Raw genomic sequence first — 18,196 nt, forward strand, 5'->3', positions numbered from 1 at the left:
CCGAAGGGTTCCTCGGCTTGGCACACCACAAGATTGCAGGCTGAGAAGCCTCAAGATACCTCGGCATCAGCCAGCGTTGGTGCAATTGCGTCTTTCGCCGAAATAATGGGTTGCGCACCCGCTTCAACTGGCCATGAAATCGCAATTTTCGGGTCATTCCAGACAATGCTGCGCTCAAAGTCGGGAATGTAGTAATCCGTAGTTTTATACAAAAAATCGGCACTTTCGCTCAACACGTAAAAACCATGGGCAAAACCCGGTGGCACCCATACCTGACGGTAATTATCTTCGGTTAATTCCACCCCGACCCACCGGCCAAAGGTTGGAGATGATTTGCGGATATCGACCGCCACATCAAAAACCGCACCGCGTACTACACGCACCAGCTTGCCCTGAGGCTGTCGGATCTGATAATGCAAGCCGCGCAATACACCTTTGACGGAGCGGCTATGATTATCCTGCACGAAGTTTACGCCAAGCCCGGTAGCCTGGCTGAAATTTTTCTGATTGAAGCTTTCGAAGAAGAATCCCCGGCTATCACCAAAGACTCTCGGTTCGATTATCAGCACGTCCGGAATGGCGGTGGGAATTACCTTCATATGACCACCCGCTCATTCAAGAGACGCAATAAATACTGACCGTAGCCGTTTTTTTCCAATGGTTTCGCCAGCTTCTCAAGCTGCGCGGCGTCTATAAAACCTTGACGATAGGCGATCTCTTCCGGACACGCTACCTTGAGACCCTGGCGGTGCTCAATGGTTTCGATAAAATTGCTGGCTTCAATCAGGCTTTCGTGAGTACCTGTGTCCAACCATGCATAACCACGTCCCATGATTTCGACGTTGAGCTGGCTGTGTTCCAGGTAGCTTCGGTTTACATCGGTGATTTCCAGCTCGCCCCGAGCGGAAGGCTTGAGCCTGCTCGCAATATCGACAACCTGGTTATCGTAGAAATACAGGCCGGTCACAGCATAGTTGCTCTTGGGCCGGACCGGTTTTTCCTCCAGTGAGGAAGCCTGATTATGACTATCAAAAGCAACCACGCCATAGCGCTCGGGGTCTTGTACGTGATAGGCGAATATAGTCGCCCCTTCCTGCTTTGCCATGGCGCGCTGGAGTCGCAGGTGCAAATCGTGTCCATAAAAAATGTTATCGCCGAGCACCAGGGCGCTGGGATTATGCCCGATAAAGTCTTTACCAATGGTAAAGGCCTGAGCCAACCCATCCGGACTGGCTTGCACGGCATATTGCAAGTTTAGCCCCCAATCGCTTCCATCGCCCAGCAGTTGTTCAAAACGTGGCGTGTCCTGCGGCGTGGAGATGATGAGGATATCGCGAATACCCGCCAGCATGAGCGTACTTAACGGATAATAGATCATCGGTTTGTCGTAAATAGGCAGCAGTTGTTTCGAAACTGCCTTTGTGACTGGGTAAAGCCGAGTACCGGATCCGCCGGCGAGGATAATGCCTTTACGCTGGGTCATCGATTCTTCTCAAGGGTTTCAGTGAGCATGCGTGCTACACCCGTTTGCCATGAAGGCAAACTCAAGTCGAAGGTGCTTTGCAGTTTTTCGGTATCCAGGCGCGAATTTTTCGGTCGCGTGGCGGGTGAAGGAAATGCACTGGCAGGGACCGGGAGGATATTTTCTGGCGCCACCTCGAGTCTGACCCCAGCTTGACGAGCAAAGTTTAATACAAACCGGGCGTAACCGTACCATGAGGTTTCGCCCGCTGCAACCAGATGATAAAGGCCGGATACGTTCGGCCGCTTCACAGCCGTCCGAATGGCATGGGCAGTAATATCGGCCAACAGATCGGCACCGGTGGGCGCGCCGATCTGATCGTCGATAATGGTGAGACGATCGCGCTCCTGTGCCAGGCGCAACATTGTTTTTGCAAAGTTACCGCCACGCTCGGCAAAAACCCAACTGGTGCGGAAGATCAGATGGCGGCAGCCAGACTCTGAAATTGCGTTTTCGGCTTCCAGTTTTGTCCGACCGTATACATTCAAAGGTCCGGTAGGGTCGGTTTCTACCCAAGGTTTGCTCCCCCTGCCGTCAAATACATAATCAGTGGAGTAATGGACCAGCCAGGCGCCAAGCTTACCGGCTTCTCCGGCAAGAGTAGCCGGAGCAAGGGCGTTAATAACACGAACCCGTTCCGGCTCGTCTTCAGCTTTGTCCACAGCGGTATGTGCGGCCGCATTCACTATCACATCGGGTGAAACCGTCCGAACGGTTTGCGCAATACCATCAAGGTTTGTGAAATCACCGCAGAAATCCTGGCTGTCAAAATCGACCGCTATCAATTCGCCTAACGGCGCGAGACTGCGCTGTAGCTCCCACCCCACCTGCCCATTTTTACCGAATAGCAGAATTTTCATCAGGTGCGCCCATTGTAATTCTTCTCAACCCAGGTCCGGTAGGCGCCGGACTGAACATTGGCGACCCAGGACGGATTGCCAAGATACCATTGCACGGTTTTGCGTATGCCTGTTTCAAAAGTCTCAGCAGGCTTCCAGCCCAGTTCGCGCTCGATTTTATTCGCATCGATTGCATAGCGGCGGTCATGGCCAGGACGGTCAGTGACAAAATTGATCAGGTTACGGTAAGGATCGCTGGCTCGAGGTCGTAACGTATCCAGCAACGCACAAATCGTATGGATGATGTCGATGTTGGGTTTCTCGTTCCAGCCGCCTATATTGTAAATCTGCCCGGGAATTCCCGCTTCCAGCACACGACGGATGGCGCTGCAATGGTCTTTTACATATAGCCAATCGCGAACTTGCTGACCATCTCCGTACACAGGCAAGGGTTTGCCGGCAAGCGCGTTGACGATGATCAACGGGATAAGTTTTTCGGGGAATTGATAAGGACCATAGTTGTTGGAGCAATTGGTGGTGAGCACAGGCAAGCCGTAGGTATGATGATATGCACGCACCAGATGGTCGCTGGCGGCTTTGGTTGCCGAGTATGGGCTATTCGGCTCGTAGCGGTGCGCCTCATTGAAGGCTGGCGCGTCCTTGGCGAGGGAACCATAAACTTCGTCGGTCGAAACCTGGAGGAAGCGAAAATCCCGCTTTGCATTTTCATCCAGGGCATTCCAGTAACCGCGTCCGGCTTCCAGAAGACGAAAGGTACCGACGATATTGGTCTGTATGAAGTCTTCCGGGCCGTGAATAGAACGGTCGACATGGCTTTCAGCGGCAAAATTGACGATGGCACGGGGTCGATAGCGTCGGAGTAGATCAGTTAAGAGGGAAGCGTCGCCTATATCGCCTTTTACAAAAATGTGCCGCGTATCTTCCACCAGCGTGGAGAGATTCTCCAGATTACCCGCGTAGCTGAGTATGTCGAGGTTGATTACCGCTTCGTCAGATTGCGCCAGCCAGTCCAGCACAAAGTTTGCACCAATGAATCCGGCGCCGCCCGTTACTAAAATCATTGTTATCCTTCGACTTGAGAGACTAATCACATGGCATTTAGCGGGAACACCGGGTCAAAACTCTTCACCATGCCGCAAAAAACGCCATTTTTCTACCGGCAGGTCAGCCAATTTTACCCTGCCGATGCGGACGCGCTTTAACCCAGTGACTTTCAGTCCGACCAATTCGCACATTCTACGGATCTGGCGTTTCTTGCCTTCGCGTAGAATAAAGCGCAATTGGTCCTTATTTTGCCGGATCACTTCGGCGCGCTTTAATACCTGACCATCGAGGCTCAGGCCATGGTTCAGCAGATCCAATGCGGGCTTCGACAAGATTCCCTCGATGCGCACCAGGTATTCCTTCTCAATCCCCGATTCCGCGCCGATCAACTGTTTGGCAATGCGGCCGTCCTGCGTGAGCACCAACAAGCCGCACGAATCGATATCCAGTCGGCCCGCAGGAGCCAGACCTTTCAAATGCATCGGACTAAAACGTTTTGGTGTTTGATCGCCATGAAAGCGCGATTCTTTGTTAACCAGGCTGATCGCAGGCTTGTATCCCGGTTCCGGTTGCCCTGATACGTAGCCGATGGGCTTGTTCAACAGTATTGTAACTTGATCTAGCTGCTGGGCTTCCGCCATGTTATGCAGTCTTATTTTCTGCAGGGGATAAATCTTTGTACCCAATTCGGTGACAGGTTCGTCATCGACATATACCCATCCGCGTTCGATGTAATTATCCGCTTCCCTGCGAGAACACAGCCCTTGTTGAGACATGAGCTTGGATAACCGGATTTTTTCCATGGGTCCCCGTGAGTTTCTATAGCGGCTTTATGGTCGACATTGAAAGATATTCTCCTCCTTCCCGCCCCTTTTGCCGGAATTTTGCCAGAGTTCGATTATTATAATTTGAACCCCCCTTCTGTTTCATATAAAATTCGGTTTTCCAGGCGCGTAGCTCAGCTGGTTAGAGCACCACCTTGACATGGTGGGGGTCGTTGGTTCGAGTCCAATCGCGCCTACCAGGAATCTGACGAGAGCCTGAATAAGCTACGGCATTCGCCGCTCAACAAACCGCCTTTGGCGGTTTTCTTTTGCGCGCCCAGCAGGCGTACAAAAGAAACGGCCTCTTGAGAGGCCGTAACAACGAATTACAGAGTAGATACAATAATGCCTGAGTCTGGCTCGATTCAGGACGTCTTGCGACTACTCCGGCGGCGCACAACCGCACCCATCAGTCCCAGGCCAGCCAACAGCATGGCATAGGTTTCGGGCTCGGGAACCGGCGCTGCAACTGTCTCGATCGAGCCGGAGTAAATACCGCCCAGCGTGCCGCTCGTGACGCCACCTATGCTGAGATATGCCGGGCCGGTAATAGGTTGATCCCAGGATAAGCCAAGATGATTCTGCGTGTTGCCGGCCGACGGAAGCACTACCGACTTCAGGATCTGATCATCTTGAGTTCCCTGCAGTCCATCAGTACCAAATGTAATCAGCGACATTGTGGACAGTACCGTTCCCAAGGTGCCTACATTCGGAATATCCAGCGGAAAATTGACGACACTATAGCCGGAACTCATGTTGGGTTGCGACAAAGTGAAGGTGAAAATATCGCTGAAGCTTTGCTGATTCCCCAACACGCTACCCGTGAATGTTGTGGGCACGCCGGGAGATATTTCACCCAGGGCAGTTGTTGTTGCATTCGCGCCGACGCTGACTCCTGCCAGAATCGCAACACCTATGGCTCGCTTCAAAAAAATATTAACCATGATTATAATCTCCTATAAGTACGTACTTGGAACAGTTGGATATCAACGATCTGTGCAGATTTGCGGCAGAGTCGATATTTTTTTACGATACTTACTACACGGATCTGGAGAAATTTAACTCGCAGAACTCGAGTTATGAAGGTTACACCTGAGAAACGAGGGGTCAATAGACCGTATGGACTAGCTAAAGCAAAAAGCATTAAACTTCTTACCGTCCGTAAACATCCTCGAAACGCACGATATCATCTTCGCCCAAATATGAACCCGATTGGACCTCGATCATCTCAAGGGGCACGCAGCCTGGATTCTCCAATCGGTGGCGAGTACCCAACGGAATAAAAGTGGACTCATTTTCGGATACGAGATAGCTGGCATCACCCCGCGTCACCTGTGCCGTTCCGCTTACTACAATCCAATGTTCCGCACGGTGATGATGCATCTGCAGCGACAGGGCGGCCCCGGGTTTGACAACGATGCGTTTTACCTGAAAACGCTCGCCGGCATCGACAGCGTCGTACCAACCCCAGGGGCGGAATACCTTGCGATGCAATTCGCCTTCGGGCCGACCCTGACGCTTGAGGCTATCAACAATTTTCTTCACGTGCTGCGTCTTGTTCATGTGGGCTACCAGGATGGCGTCTGCCGTTTCGACCACCACCATATCCTCTACCCCTACGCACGCCACCAGTCTGTGCTCCGCCATGATCAGCATGTTATGGCAATCATCCAGCAACACATCTCCTTGCGATACATTGCCGTGATGATCCTTGGGCAATACCTGCCATAAGGAATCCCATGCCCCAACGTCAGACCAGCCAGCCGACAGCGGAATCACCGCGCCCATCGGCAATGAGTCATCGCCCGCAGCAATACGCTCCATAACTGCGTAATCGATCGAGTCGCTCGGACATTGCATGAATGCTTCTTTGCTCACACGTAAAAAATCGCCATCCACAACACCCCGATCCCACGCTACATGGCAAGCCGTCAGGATGTCCGCTCGACAGCAACCGATGGCCGAGATCCATACCGAAGCATGCAGCATGAATAAACCGCTATTCCAGAAGTAAGAACCGGCGTCAAGATAAGCTTGTGCCGTTGCGAGATCGGGCTTCTCCACAAAACGCGCTATCCGATTGACCCCATCCTTTCCGAGAGGCTCACCCGATTGAATGTAGCCGTAACTCGTTTCGGGTGAATCCGGCTTGATACCGAAAGTCACGACCATGCCTTCATTGGCTAGCGTTATGCCTTTGCGTACCGCCGCCTGAAAACTTGATATATCCAGAATCAGATGATCAGCGGGCATCACCAGCAGGATTGGGTCGTCTCCGCCGCGCATTGCCGCCAGGGCAGCCAGAGTCAGGGCGGGAGCGGTATTACGCCCGACGGGTTCAAGCAGGATCGTGCCTTCGGTTTCCATCAGGCGCAGCTGTTCCGCAATTACGAAACGGTATTCTTCGTTGCAAACGATCAGCGGCGACCCGAGTTCCACGCCGGTGAGCCCCTCCATGCGTCTCACCGTGGACTGCAACAGTGAATCTTCTCCAATAAGCGGCAAAAGCTGCTTGGGATACTTCTCGCGCGAGAGCGGCCAGAGGCGCGTGCCGGAGCCTCCAGAGAGCACAACAGGAATCAATGGCTGCATGAACCTTCCATAAGGGCGATATTCCCATCCGTTAAAAATCTATTCCTGAAACCACTTACTGCCGGCTCCGATTGCTGACTACCGGTTAATAACGAAAGCGCGGACCTCTTCGTTAACGTCGGCCTCCAAATCCCTCGGGATTGGCACTTTGCCAGCGCCAACTATCGGCGCACATTTCCTCCAGCCCACGTTCCGCCTTCCAATCCAGTAAATCAAATGCCAATTTGGGGTCGGCATAGCAAGACGCAATGTCGCCAGGGCGCCGGGACCCAATCTGGTATGGCACCGGCCGACCGCTTGCCTGCTCAAAAGCCCGAATCATCTCCAGTACGCTATAGCCTGTCCCCATCCCGAGATTTACCGTCAGGCACCCCGCCTGCGCGTGCCGATCCGAAGTACCCGGGACGGCAACGGCATCCAGGACTTTCAGGGCTTTAAGGTGACCCAGCGCCAGATCCACGACATGGATATAATCCCGCACGCCGGTACCATCCGGCGTTGGATAATCGTTGCCCCAAACATTGAGAATTTCTCGCCGTCCTATCGCTACCTGGGCAACGAAAGGCATCAGGTTATCGGGAATGCCCTGTGGATCCTCGCCGATCAGGCCGCTGGGATGGGCACCCACGGGGTTGAAATAACGCAGGATACCGCAGCGCCAGGAAGAATCACTGCGGTATAGATCGCGCAAAATCTCCTCGACCATCAGCTTGCTGCGCCCGTAAGGGTTTGTGGCAGAGAGAGGATGGTCTTCAGTTAACGGAAGCCACTTGGGATCACCATAAACCGTGGCGGAAGAACTGAATACCAAGGTTTTCACATCACACTCGGTCATCGCTTCCAACAGACGAAGGGTACCGACCACATTATTATCGTAATAAGCCAATGGCTGCTTAACCGACTCTCCCACCGCCTTGAGGCCGGCGAAATGAATAACCGCACTGGCGCCGCTGTCGCGCAATGCCGCAACCAACGCGGCACGATCCCGACTATCGCCACGCACCAGGCGCAGTTTTTTGCCGGTGATGCGTTCCACCCGGGCTAATGCCTCGGGATGGCTGTTGCAGAAATTGTCGAAAACCGTCACGTCAAAGCCCGCGTTCAGCAACTCCACGCACGTATGCGACCCGATATAACCTGCTCCGCCGGTGACAAGAATCATGGTTCTCAATTAGAAATCACAATCATTCGAAATAATTTTTCCAACAACCTCAACCCTGCCGCTGAAGCAGGCTAGCGACGCACCAGTTCTTTCAGCAGCAGCCAGAGAAAAAACATATCGTCGATAAAATAGCGTTTGAACATGCGTCGAGGCTCCTGCAAAAACCGGTAAAACCACTCAAGTCCGGACTTCTGCATCCAGACCGGTGCGCGTTTGACCTTGCCCACCACGACATCGAAACTGCCGCCAACACCCATGGCAAAAGGAATTTTCATCTCTGCCTGATAACGCCCGAGAAAATGCTCTTTTTTTGGCGAACTGATCGCCACGAACAATATATCCGCCTGCGTGGCTTTAATGCGCTCGACGACCTCTGCCTCTTCCTCCGGCTTCCAATATCCATTGCGGTAGCCGGCGATGGTCAAGCCGGGATACTTGCCGGCGTAAACTTGCTTCACAGCGGAAACCACATCTTGCCGAGCACCAAGCAAGTACACGCGCCAGCCCTTCTCGGCTGAACGGCGCATTAGCGATTCGAACAGATCTACTCCGGCCACGCGTTCTTTCAGCGGCTTGCCAAGCAGCCGGGATGCCCACACGACCGGCATCCCATCCACATTAATCAACTGGCAATCATTGATGATACGTCGCAATTTATCGTCGCGGCTGGCCTTGACAAGCTTATCGACATTGATAACAACATGCTGGTGAGGCCGCCCGCTCTGAATGAATGTCTCGACGGTCTGCAACGTCTCTTCCATTGATAGATTATCGATTTGACAACCCATCATCTCAATACGATGTCTCATGACAGCTCCCTCGCAAGCACTTCGACAATCCGCTGAGCGGCTCTACCATCCCACAGATGTGGCCGGCGGCCCTGCTTGCCTTCGCCACGAAGCACCTTCCGTACCTCGGCGACGATCCGTGCGGGATCCGTGCCAGCCACCACATTGGACCCTTCATCCACGGTCACCGGACGCTCGGTATTTTCGCGGATAGTAATGCATGGCACGCCAAGCGCAGTGGTTTCTTCCTGGAGTCCGCCACTGTCGGTCAACACCACAGCGGCATCTTTCCATAAGTGGAGAAAGCTCATGTAGGGTTGCGGTCCCACCAGAGTGATGTTCGGCCCAAGGTCGATGCCAAATTTTTCAAGCGTTCCCCTGGTGCGCGGATGCACAGGGAAAGCCAGCGGTAGCTCGGTTGCTATCTCGCGCAGCGCACCAACGATACGCGCCAGCATCTCGGCGCTGTCCACATTGCTCGGCCGATGCAGGGTAACCACCCCATACTTTGCATCATTGTTCGCACACACCGTCTTGAAATTGCTTGTTTCAAACCCCGAGGTATCGGAGCGAACCAGCTTTTCCGCCTGGTATAATAAGTTATCAACCATCACGTGCCCGGCATAATGAATTGCCGCATCCGGCTTCCCCTCGCGCTTCAGGTGCGCAATGCCGCTTGGCTCAGTCACGAAAAACCAGTCCGCAATACTGTCGGTAACCACGCGGTTGATCTCTTCCGGCATGGTCATATCGCCACTGCGCAAACCAGCCTCTACGTGCGCCACGGGAATGCTCAGCTTCTTGGCTACAATAGAGCAGGCCAATGTCGAATTTACATCGCCGACCACCAGCACCGCATCAGGCCGCTCCGTATTGCAGAGCTCCTCAAAAGCCAGCATGATCTTGCCCGTCTGCTGCGCATGGCTACCTCCGCCCGCCGCCATGAAGATATCTGGTTGAGGAATGCCCAATTCCTCAAAAAAAACTTCATTCATCTCGCGATCATAGTGCTGACCGGTATGGATAATCTTGTATGTCAGGCCACCATGGGATTGCAGCGCACGTACGATAGGCGCAATTTTCATGAAATTCGGGCGCGCACCGGCAACCAGATAAAGACTTTTCACGTATTTATCCCGGCGGACCCGGGTGAAAAGCGCCGCCTGGAGGCAAAGAAGCCGATCCCCGCGATTCCCGCCATCATCATCATGTAGCTGCTCGGCTCGGAAACAACCGACATGGACATGGACTGAAACGTTTCTTTCCCATCTCCGATCAGAACCCCGGTCGAATAAGCCGAAATTGATTCTGTACCTGGCGACCAGCTATATATACCGTTCTTGAACCAGACCCCCGCTTTGTCGTTGAAAGTATTGATGTGATCATGTTCTTGAAAAAGCAGTACCCCATCCTTCCAGAATTCAAGGGAACCGGTATCGTCCGCTGCCCACTTTACATGGAGATCCAGGTAGGTCCATCTCCCCGTCTCGAGCTCCCATGAAGTCAGCTCCCGGCGTTCATAATCGATTCCTGCAATAGATTTGATGTCGGATGGAGATGTAATAGCGTCATGGTCGAATGCATTGATTAACTTCATTTTATTATCTTGAACGATAAGAGCGAGAGTCGGATTTCGAAAACCGCTCTCATTCTTGTCGGGCGAATTAAGAATTTGCGCAATGGCACTACCAACCTTGACGTATTTCCAAGTATCCGGAAGATAATAACCCCAGGAATACCAACGCTCCGAACCGACAGGATCTATGAAAGCACTTGCTTCGGAGCGGTAACCCGAATGGGTCGCAATATCGTCAGCAATATAAGTCGAGCGCATCACGGAATTCGCAGACCCTGCCGGATCTTGAACTCTTTCGAGACGGCCTGGAACACCGCTCGGTGTCGATATACCGCTAACGACATTACCGTTCGCTTCCAATGCGCGATATCCGGAAAAATCGCCCGAACTGAATCTTCCATCGAAAACAATCTCGGCATAAGCATAATTACAAGAAAGCGCAAAAACGAGGCTGGAAAAAATAAATTCTGATCGAATCATGAGACTTCCTTATAAGAGAAATCATACAACACCGCCTCAAAGTGAGCGGCCAGGTTGAGATGAACCCGAATTGATCCACAGTTTTTCTAATTGTGGATGCAAACATGCATCGAGTACTCGAGCTAATCTTGCCTTCCTGCCTCTCCAGGTTCGCAGCGAAGCAATGGCGCAGCAAGTCACTCCTTCAAGGCATGTGCCAGTTTTGAAATATCACCAGAATTGACCAGTAGCCCCTCCTGTCCTTCTATTATGATTTCGAGTATGCATCCCATAGTGGTTGTTACAACACACAGAAATCGACCATGACATCGCCTCCAGAATCGCCACCGACATATCTTCATTTTATGAAGGAAGTACAGATATGACTACACGCGCGAGCAAATTTTCCTACTTTGGTGAGCCATTCCGCAAATTGAATCTTTTTACTGATACCCAGCTCTTCTGACGATACTCATGTCCGTTGTGTTTCACTGCCGCGTCCGATGATCAATCTGAAGCGTTCATCTAGCAAGAAACGACCTGAATCAAGCGAATCGCCATTACGCGCGCTCCTCCGTATTCAAACTCCCATTTCCGTTTGTGGCACGGAGTTGAAAAAATCACGTGCGTGTGGCAGAGGCCAGATTTCCTATAGATCTAGCCCCGCTCGATGATAAGGAAATTACCCGGACCGCATGAGATAGAATGAATCTAATGAGCTTCCTCCTGCGTCTTCCGCATTCATGCTCAAAAAAATCACCGAAATCAGGATCATGCAGCACAACGCGAAGCCGTACCGTATCAGTAAGATTGTTTTCGCGCGATTAAGAAATGGTCAGCTCCGAGGCCAAACGCCTTTAACAGATCGAAAAATAGTTTCCTGAGCACCAAATTATTATTATCAAATTTCCTGATAAATTTGATATACGTACTCAACGTTTGATAATCAATCAAGGTTAAACTTTCTCTTGCCACAAGCACATCTAATGATTTCTTTGTAAAAAGATTGATGTGATGAGGTGGCGCAACCATATCCCAATTCTTCAATCCTTTTACTCTCCTGTGTATACAACCAGGATTAGGTGTACTTAAAACCACGTATCCACCAAGTTTCATTCGCTTTATTAATGCGGAAAGAAATGACCGAGGACCTACTACATGTTCTAGCACGTTGAAGCATGTCACAACATCATAGTGAGGCTATGTTGAGATACGTCTTCCTTTATTAGCTGGACGTTTAAAATATCCTTAGCAAACCTGATTTCTTCTTTAGATACCTCTAATCCGCTTGCATCCAGCGAAAACTCCTTCGCCGCTAAAGCTACGAAATAACCATTACCCACCCCTACATCGAGTAGCTGGGCCGTCCATCGATTTCCGCGATCCTTTTTAAGATGTAACGCCATCTGAATCCCCATTCGTATTCTATGGCAAGTGCTGTTTTCCGTCTCATTGTATAATAAGCATCAGTTTCGTACTGATCCTGACAAAAGTTAGTATTTGCCATAATGCAGTCGCAGTCGGGGCAAACGTGAATATCTATGTCGTTTTTGACGAAACTTTTTTGACTTGTACGATGCCTAGGATCAACTATACAAATTTTTTGCTCGTTATACATTTTATCCACCCATAGGTTGGAAATACCTGTATTGAAGATCCGACTCTGAACCGCCATACTGGCAGATTCTCCTCATCGGCCTCCTATTGGCTATTACTGATCACGAGGCTGTCTTTTCGCTCCCTTGCACGCTGCCGGTCGCAGCGAGCGCGGCATCCACATCATCCACTCTCATCACGAATCGGTGCTTGCCGTTTGCCATCGGTACGAAAGATAAATTCTCTACAAAACTAATATTATCAAATACGAGGGCCGCCTGAATCCTCTTCCGATAGATAAACCATGCATTTTCTGCTTCGCGGCAGTGTAGATTGACCACCAGATTGCACCGGTCGTACAGGACCTGAAAAGCTAGAATTCTGCCGTCTTCGCGGAACATATGGGTAAAGAATTCAGAATGTACCGTACTGCCCGCCTGATCAAAAACCAGATCGTTGGAACGCCCGATCACCTCGCGGATCAGTGGAAAGCCCCGGCCGCAGGGACAAGGGTTATCATCCATCACCACTAGATCACCAGTATCATAGCGTGGCAAAAAAAAGGTCTGATTGGAAAGATCGGTGGAGATAAGCTTACCGGATTCAAGTACTTCCGGGTAGCTGCGAGTGGTAATAAGATGAAGGCCTTGTTTGAGTTCACACTCATAAGCTGAAACTCCCCCATCGTTACATCCATATTGGTTCAAGCAAGGCGCGCTAAAAGCTGTTTCGATCGTCTCGCGCATCACTGGTGTCAACACTTCCGCCGTACATACGATGCCCCGCAACGCAAAGCGCGGGCGTCGAGACGCCAGAATGTGTCGGGCGAGTTGGTAAATTGCCGATGCATAGCCATAAAGTAGCCGGAAGCCGCCCGAGGCAATTGCTTCCGCATAGCTTCGCATCCGCTCCTGCGAAAGATCAAAGGCTGAGAACAGGGTTATGTTCATAAGTTTGTGGTAAACCTTCTCTTTGTAGCCAGTACCGAATAACGATGAGCCGGCAAAGAAAGCTACCGGCTCGCCCAGCCGATAACCAGTCACGCGCCAGCTTAACAGGATTCCGGCCCAAAGATAGGATTGGGAGGGCGTCCCCGTGAAATAGACAAACGGCTCTCCAGTGGAGCCGCCGGTCTTCTTTCGCATGCGCTTACCACTGTAGCCAGGATTCATGAGGCACTCGCGGTGGCGGTTCGCGAACGCCTTGTCGATCACCGGTAATTGTTCAAAAGAATGGTAGTTGGCGTAGAGCGGAATGCAATCCCGTAGCGCATCGAAATAGTTTGTTAGCGACTGTTTCTGCCGCTGCTGGATAGCGACGGGTGATTCGAACTGGACACTTTCTAATTGGCAAAGTAAATCTAACGCGCTGGTCCTGCGCATCATATCAATGAGAAGAAATCCTCCATGGCCTAACATCGATAACTTTCCTCGCTCAATCAACGTTGCAGGATCCAAAAGATCAAAAACAGATTACCAAGCGTTTAGCGGCGCCATTAGACTCCAATGCCATACCTTTGAAGTTGAGCCGGTCATATCTCAGGCATCCGGATGCATTTGTTATATTTTCCTAGGCCTCAATCGTGATTTTGCTCACATTAGGGAGCAGGCCGAAGCGTGCCCATATCGCCTCAAGCTGCGGAAACACCACCTCATCAGAGAATATGTGTTGTATGCGTCTTCTGCCGTTAGCGCCCAAGCGCTGCCGAAGCGGCTCATCATCGAGTAATTGGCGCAGTGCCGCTGTCAATCCGCTGATATCACCGGGCTGTACCATAACTCCCTCTTCACCCTGCCGCACCACCTCGGGAATACCGCCTACCGGAGTGGTGATCACCGGCAGCCCCCATGCCATCGCTTCCAGCACTGAGATGGGTAAGCCCTCGTTATATGAGGGCAATACGAATATCGACGCCGTCGATAATAGCGTCTCTTTATCTTCGCCGGTTACCCATCCCAGCAATTGTACCCTCTCCGAAACACCCAACTGTCGCGCGAGTTTGCTTGCCTCGTCGACATCGCCATCACCCCCGAGCGCCAATTTCACATCCCCACTCACAACAGCGAACGCCCGGATCAGATCGAAAGCTCCCTTACCCGTCCCGATCCGTCCGAGAAAAAGAATCCCATTCCTGACCTCGTTGTGCCCGAGCGTTTTTCGCCTGGGCAATGATACCGAGTTGTAGACGACCTCCACCTGCGCCCCCGGCACCATTTCGCGCAACTTAGCTGCCCAACTCACCGATAAAGCTATTACAGTCGCCGCGTTTCTCAAAAGAGCACGGATGATTTCACGCCGTAAAGGGCCGCATTCTCCGCGGAAAAACTCCTCGAACTGGCCCCCATGCATATGTAACACGTAGGGGACACGAAACAGGATGGCAGTGAAGGCAAAAATGGATTTCCTCCAAACGCTTGCTCTAGACGCGACATGAATATGGATCAAGCCAACATGACCCTTGATGAGAAGAGCAATCATTCGCCAGTAGGCAAAAAGAGCTGTCGTCAATTTTTTCCATGTAGAACCGTCTACATGGGTGAAGAGGTAAGTTATCCGCCATTTGTCAAACAGCCCGGTCTGGCGGTATTTCGCGACAACGGCCGCGATTCCACCTTTTGCATAAGGATGAGTTCCAATCATGAGCAACTCCCGTCGAGCGTTTGAGTGCTTCATATTTTAAAGATGTAATTCCTCACAGAAAAAATAGTTCAACACCTTACCGACGAAAAGATATTTTGTAATTTTGCCCCGAGCGGGTGGAGGTACTGCATTCCTGCTATTAGTTTGCCTCATATTTTGAGGTTCATGTAAAGAACCAAAAAGATCTTGCGCTTGAAATGCTGAAGAGGTATACGTCGTGCTTGGCCGAGCTAGGTTATCTCACGCGCGGCGATCGGTGCATTTGGATCTGCCAGAGCTCGACTCGCACCGAGCAGTGCAGCCACGGTCAAGATATGCCAGTTGACAAGAGAGAACCCCGCGAGTGCCATGTTGCGTTTTTTGATACAGAGCGCAAGCCATATACACATCCATGCGCCAAACTCTAAGAACAGCCATGCTTCAAGAGTATCAGGTAAACCGCCTCCACGCATCACCGCTATTCCAAAGGTCGTGAGGTGTATGGCAGGTGTAAAAACCAGAGGCCATTGGTTGCGCACTGCATGCCACCACCAGGTTTTACCAAAAGCCAAACGCAACAATATGCCGCCAGCATGAGCGCGACCGCTCTTCCAGAGCCGGCGCAAGATACCCCAATTTGATTCCGCATGGCCGGTATGCAACACTGCCACATCCGGAAGACGAAACAAGCGCCAACCTGCGGCACGTAAACGAAAGCCTAGCTCAGCCTCCTCAAAGGCCGGAAGCCAGCGGTGGGCCAGGTAACCCACCGATTCGATTGCCTCGCGCCGATAGAGACCGCCCCCGCCCAATTTATTCACCTCTGTTGGATCGTTCACGCTTCCGACCGTTTCAGCCCGTTTCGCGTCCATAGCGTTGCGGATCTGGGTATCGAGGAGTTTGCCTCCCACCCCTGCAACGTCAGGCTCGGCGGCTAGCACCTCCAATGCCCTTGCTATGAATCCCGGTTGCAACTCCATATCACCGTCGAGAACGTAGATATACTCTCCCGCAGCGAATTGATAACCTAGTTGCACTGCAGCACCGCAGCCGCAATCTTCAGTGCGAGAAAACTGTACGATACGGATGGGATAGGAGCCCGCAATTTCGACAGTCCGATCGGTTGAAAGCGAATCGACTAGAATCACTTCCCCATCAATCGATTGCGCCTCGCGAACGGCAGCAACCAAACAGTTAGCAATCCGCGCTTCTTCGTTGAATGCCTTAATAAGAATACTAACGGAACCCTTACGCTTCATCGCGATACTCATGCTCCGAGCCTTCCGATGTAAAAATCGTCACGTTGGACACATCGTATTGGGACATCAACTGGCACCGCAACATTGGGTACCTCGACTACTATAGGATAAGTCCTTACCGGCTTGCCATGCATAATATCAAACCCTTCAGATCGTCCCCGCTCTCCGAGCGCTAGAAACCAATCTCGCGGCAAGCCGTGGATCGGGACAAACCAATATCTGCTGGGTTCAAGCTTGATCACATATTCGACCATTTGCTTTGGGTCATTTATTTTGGAGACTTGATCGGTCCGATGTGAGTTTCTCCAGACCGAAGCTTACGGGTGAAATAATCTTGAAGGCGGCTAACACGTTGATGGAATATTATCAGAAATGGCCTTAAAACTGGTACACACGCCTTAATCTGATCTACTCAATAAGCTACTTTTCCCGTTGTCGCCCCCAAAAGCTCAGCATACTTATTTATTTTTGATTGTTGAGAAGCTTTAAAAGCCGGAAAAACTCATCTTACATATGTTATATGTAGGTTTCGTTTCAATCTGCCAATCTGCCAATCTGCCAATCTGCAAAAAATATCCCGCGAAAGCGGAAAATGCAAGGCTATCGATCTGTATTGCCTCGAATGGGGGTTCCAATTCCGGGCGATCGATTATCGGCTCTGGCAGATGCAGGTTCAACACAGCGATTCAGCTGATGACTTTATGTAGGGCCATGAATGTGTCCCTTCGCTTCACTCTCGGAACACCTAAAGGGAAGTCCTTTTTCTGAAATCATGTATTGTTTCGGAACAAACAATATGCTGCTAACTTGGCTGGTAAAGAAGACCCGGTCAACAATCCACTTCTCTAAACTAGAGGTGCGCCAGAGCTCTTACATTTGATCAGAATCTTCAGAGTTCGGCCTGAGTTTTTCGAGACCTGACATAAAGTCGGGCTATAGACTCCTATGACTTTTCTACTTAGCCAGAACCAATAATGAAAATCCACCTAGCACTCTTACAGCCAGATCAGAATGAAGTTGAAAGAAAAGCTTCCTAGGCACTTTCATGAGATTGGTTTTCCAACCATGATTGGAAAGCTCTAGCGAACCGCTTGTATAGCAGTAATCCACCACCTCATATCCCGTATCTCGTAGGGTTGCCAAGGCTGTTTCCTTCATAAAATAGTGGATGTGACCCACTGATGACCTGGAACGTAATATTGGGGAGAGGCGAAAAACCGATTGAACGGATAAATCCAGAGGGATATGAAACACTTTATATACAGCTTTCTTTTTAACTTTTCTTAGAAATCCAAAGTAATCCTCAACGTGTTCAAATACGTCAATGGCCATCAATACATCGAACGCGGGATCTTCATAGTCAAGTAGATTTTCGAGAAAAAAATGAAGATTCTCCCTTTCTTTATTCTTGCAGATCGCAAAAGCTTGAGGGGAAATTTCATATCCGGAAAAAACTACTTCGCCACCGTATTGATGTGATAGACAGTTCAGTATTTCACCAGCTCCACATCCTACTTCACATAATGTCAAAGGAGTAACGCTATTTTTTTTGAGTATCTTTAATATCTGCTTTGCTTTCCATGCCGAATCCTCTTGATGCCAAGTTGGATGGTTCTCCAAATACGTCCCATCCTTATAAATATTGCCAGCGTTCATATTTGCTTCCCCCTATTACAGTATCTTCCAGAAGAGATACGCTACGATTGGCCACCCCATGATGCCGAATATTGAATACCGTGGTGCAGCAATCTAATCGCCTGTGCATTCCTGCTTCGATATCCTTATCATCCTTTTCTTCAATGTGATTTCAATTTTACCTCACCCTCGGAAGACGATTATCCGGGGAAGTTCACTGCTAATCAGCGAGCACATCTATCTGCGGAAAAGCCACGCAA

17 protein-coding genes and 1 tRNA gene are annotated in these 18,196 nt (G+C 50.8%); 1 reads left to right on the forward strand and 17 read right to left on the reverse strand.

Annotated features, from left to right (window positions below):
- Nucleotides 1-50: 50 nt before the first annotated feature.
- Genes rfbC through KJS40_RS13310 form a run of 5 tightly spaced genes read right to left on the reverse strand, consistent with a single transcriptional unit; the run spans nucleotide 51 to nucleotide 4,229 of the window.
- The gene (gene rfbC, locus KJS40_RS13290; RefSeq protein ID WP_213538352.1) at nucleotides 51-599 is read right to left on the reverse strand and encodes a dTDP-4-dehydrorhamnose 3,5-epimerase; all 549 of its coding nucleotides are present in this window, start codon (nucleotides 597-599) and stop codon (nucleotides 51-53) included.
- Entirely contained in the window at nucleotides 596-1,483 is an 888-nt protein-coding gene (gene rfbA, locus KJS40_RS13295; protein WP_213538353.1) for a glucose-1-phosphate thymidylyltransferase RfbA, read from the reverse strand. The genes rfbC and rfbA overlap by 4 nt, the downstream gene beginning before the upstream one ends.
- Nucleotides 1,480-2,382 carry a dTDP-4-dehydrorhamnose reductase gene (rfbD, locus tag KJS40_RS13300; protein ID WP_213538354.1) on the reverse strand — a complete coding sequence of 301 codons (903 nt, stop codon included), beginning with the start codon at nucleotides 2,380-2,382 and terminating at the stop codon, nucleotides 1,480-1,482. The genes rfbA and rfbD overlap by 4 nt, the downstream gene beginning before the upstream one ends.
- Complete coding sequence (gene rfbB, locus KJS40_RS13305) at nucleotides 2,382-3,443, reverse strand: dTDP-glucose 4,6-dehydratase (protein ID WP_213538355.1); 1,062 nt, start codon at nucleotides 3,441-3,443, stop codon at nucleotides 2,382-2,384. Before rfbB ends, rfbD begins: the two co-directional genes overlap by 1 nt.
- A 54-nt stretch (nucleotides 3,444-3,497) precedes the next feature.
- Nucleotides 3,498-4,229, reverse strand: coding sequence for a pseudouridine synthase (locus KJS40_RS13310; protein ID WP_213538356.1), 732 nt, complete (start codon nucleotides 4,227-4,229; stop codon nucleotides 3,498-3,500).
- A 144-nt stretch (nucleotides 4,230-4,373) separates the two neighbouring features.
- On the opposite strand from KJS40_RS13310, the gene KJS40_RS13315 reads away from it, so the two are divergent.
- A tRNA-Val gene (locus tag KJS40_RS13315) sits at nucleotides 4,374-4,450 on the forward strand.
- Nucleotides 4,451-4,615: 165 nt separating this feature from the next.
- Here KJS40_RS13315 and KJS40_RS13320 read toward each other — a convergent pair.
- From KJS40_RS13320 to KJS40_RS13375, 12 genes are all read right to left on the reverse strand, one after another.
- Nucleotides 4,616-5,194 (reverse strand): FxDxF family PEP-CTERM protein, encoded by a 579-nt coding sequence (locus tag KJS40_RS13320; RefSeq protein ID WP_213538357.1) that lies wholly within the window; start codon nucleotides 5,192-5,194, stop codon nucleotides 4,616-4,618.
- Between the two features lie 208 nt (nucleotides 5,195-5,402).
- On the reverse strand, nucleotides 5,403-6,842 hold the full coding sequence (locus KJS40_RS13325; protein WP_213538358.1) for a mannose-1-phosphate guanylyltransferase/mannose-6-phosphate isomerase: 1,440 nt from the start codon (nucleotides 6,840-6,842) through the stop codon (nucleotides 5,403-5,405).
- A gap of 112 nt (nucleotides 6,843-6,954) precedes the next feature.
- Entirely contained in the window at nucleotides 6,955-8,004 is a 1,050-nt protein-coding gene (gene galE, locus KJS40_RS13330) for a UDP-glucose 4-epimerase GalE (protein ID WP_213538359.1), read from the reverse strand.
- 71 nt (nucleotides 8,005-8,075) lie between these two features.
- The gene (locus KJS40_RS13335) at nucleotides 8,076-8,813 is read right to left on the reverse strand and encodes a WecB/TagA/CpsF family glycosyltransferase (protein WP_213538360.1); all 738 of its coding nucleotides are present in this window, start codon (nucleotides 8,811-8,813) and stop codon (nucleotides 8,076-8,078) included.
- Nucleotides 8,810-9,919, reverse strand: coding sequence for a UDP-N-acetylglucosamine 2-epimerase (non-hydrolyzing) (wecB, locus tag KJS40_RS13340; RefSeq protein WP_213538361.1), 1,110 nt, complete (start codon nucleotides 9,917-9,919; stop codon nucleotides 8,810-8,812). The genes KJS40_RS13335 and wecB overlap by 4 nt, the downstream gene beginning before the upstream one ends.
- Complete coding sequence (locus KJS40_RS13345; RefSeq protein ID WP_213538362.1) at nucleotides 9,916-10,848, reverse strand: polysaccharide lyase; 933 nt, start codon at nucleotides 10,846-10,848, stop codon at nucleotides 9,916-9,918. The genes wecB and KJS40_RS13345 overlap by 4 nt, the downstream gene beginning before the upstream one ends.
- A gap of 780 nt (nucleotides 10,849-11,628) precedes the next feature.
- Nucleotides 11,629-12,012, reverse strand: a complete 384-nt coding sequence (locus tag KJS40_RS13350) for a methyltransferase domain-containing protein (protein ID WP_348529530.1) — start codon at nucleotides 12,010-12,012, stop codon at nucleotides 11,629-11,631.
- Nucleotides 12,009-12,233, reverse strand: a complete 225-nt coding sequence (locus KJS40_RS13355; RefSeq protein WP_213538364.1) for a class I SAM-dependent methyltransferase — start codon at nucleotides 12,231-12,233, stop codon at nucleotides 12,009-12,011. Before KJS40_RS13355 ends, KJS40_RS13350 begins: the two co-directional genes overlap by 4 nt.
- A gap of 312 nt (nucleotides 12,234-12,545) precedes the next feature.
- Nucleotides 12,546-13,841 (reverse strand): hypothetical protein, encoded by a 1,296-nt coding sequence (locus KJS40_RS13360; protein ID WP_213538365.1) that lies wholly within the window; start codon nucleotides 13,839-13,841, stop codon nucleotides 12,546-12,548.
- A gap of 151 nt (nucleotides 13,842-13,992) precedes the next feature.
- On the reverse strand, nucleotides 13,993-15,063 hold the full coding sequence (locus KJS40_RS13365) for a glycosyltransferase family 4 protein (RefSeq protein WP_213538366.1): 1,071 nt from the start codon (nucleotides 15,061-15,063) through the stop codon (nucleotides 13,993-13,995).
- A 230-nt stretch (nucleotides 15,064-15,293) separates the two neighbouring features.
- Nucleotides 15,294-16,313, reverse strand: a complete 1,020-nt coding sequence (locus KJS40_RS13370; protein ID WP_213538367.1) for a glycosyltransferase — start codon at nucleotides 16,311-16,313, stop codon at nucleotides 15,294-15,296.
- Nucleotides 16,314-17,255: 942 nt separating this feature from the next.
- On the reverse strand, nucleotides 17,256-17,957 hold the full coding sequence (locus KJS40_RS13375; protein WP_213538368.1) for a class I SAM-dependent methyltransferase: 702 nt from the start codon (nucleotides 17,955-17,957) through the stop codon (nucleotides 17,256-17,258).
- Between the last annotated feature and the right edge of the window lie 239 nt (nucleotides 17,958-18,196).

This window comes from Nitrosospira sp. NRS527 (assembly GCF_018406445.1).
GTDB lineage: Bacteria > Pseudomonadota > Gammaproteobacteria > Burkholderiales > Nitrosomonadaceae > Nitrosospira > Nitrosospira briensis.

What these genes read in the sequence shown, in the direction of transcription:
- rfbC (WP_213538352.1), bottom strand. Translation starts at nt 599, where the DNA reads ATGAAGGTAATTCCCACCGCCATTCCGGACGTGCTGATAATCGAACCG.
- rfbA (WP_213538353.1), bottom strand. Translation starts at nt 1,483, where the DNA reads ATGACCCAGCGTAAAGGCATTATCCTCGCCGGCGGATCCGGTACTCGG.
- rfbD (WP_213538354.1), bottom strand. Translation starts at nt 2,382, where the DNA reads ATGAAAATTCTGCTATTCGGTAAAAATGGGCAGGTGGGGTGGGAGCTA.
- rfbB (WP_213538355.1), bottom strand. Translation starts at nt 3,443, where the DNA reads ATGATTTTAGTAACGGGCGGCGCCGGATTCATTGGTGCAAACTTTGTG.
- KJS40_RS13310 (WP_213538356.1), bottom strand. Translation starts at nt 4,229, where the DNA reads ATGGAAAAAATCCGGTTATCCAAGCTCATGTCTCAACAAGGGCTGTGT.
- KJS40_RS13320 (WP_213538357.1), bottom strand. Translation starts at nt 5,194, where the DNA reads ATGGTTAATATTTTTTTGAAGCGAGCCATAGGTGTTGCGATTCTGGCA.
- KJS40_RS13325 (WP_213538358.1), bottom strand. Translation starts at nt 6,842, where the DNA reads ATGCAGCCATTGATTCCTGTTGTGCTCTCTGGAGGCTCCGGCACGCGC.
- galE (WP_213538359.1), bottom strand. Translation starts at nt 8,004, where the DNA reads ATGATTCTTGTCACCGGCGGAGCAGGTTATATCGGGTCGCATACGTGC.
- KJS40_RS13335 (WP_213538360.1), bottom strand. Translation starts at nt 8,813, where the DNA reads ATGAGACATCGTATTGAGATGATGGGTTGTCAAATCGATAATCTATCA.
- KJS40_RS13345 (WP_213538362.1), bottom strand. Translation starts at nt 10,848, where the DNA reads ATGATTCGATCAGAATTTATTTTTTCCAGCCTCGTTTTTGCGCTTTCT.
- KJS40_RS13355 (WP_213538364.1), bottom strand. Translation starts at nt 12,233, where the DNA reads ATGGCGTTACATCTTAAAAAGGATCGCGGAAATCGATGGACGGCCCAG.
- KJS40_RS13360 (WP_213538365.1), bottom strand. Translation starts at nt 13,841, where the DNA reads ATGTTAGGCCATGGAGGATTTCTTCTCATTGATATGATGCGCAGGACC.
- KJS40_RS13365 (WP_213538366.1), bottom strand. Translation starts at nt 15,063, where the DNA reads ATGATTGGAACTCATCCTTATGCAAAAGGTGGAATCGCGGCCGTTGTC.
- KJS40_RS13370 (WP_213538367.1), bottom strand. Translation starts at nt 16,313, where the DNA reads ATGAGTATCGCGATGAAGCGTAAGGGTTCCGTTAGTATTCTTATTAAG.
- KJS40_RS13375 (WP_213538368.1), bottom strand. Translation starts at nt 17,957, where the DNA reads ATGAACGCTGGCAATATTTATAAGGATGGGACGTATTTGGAGAACCAT.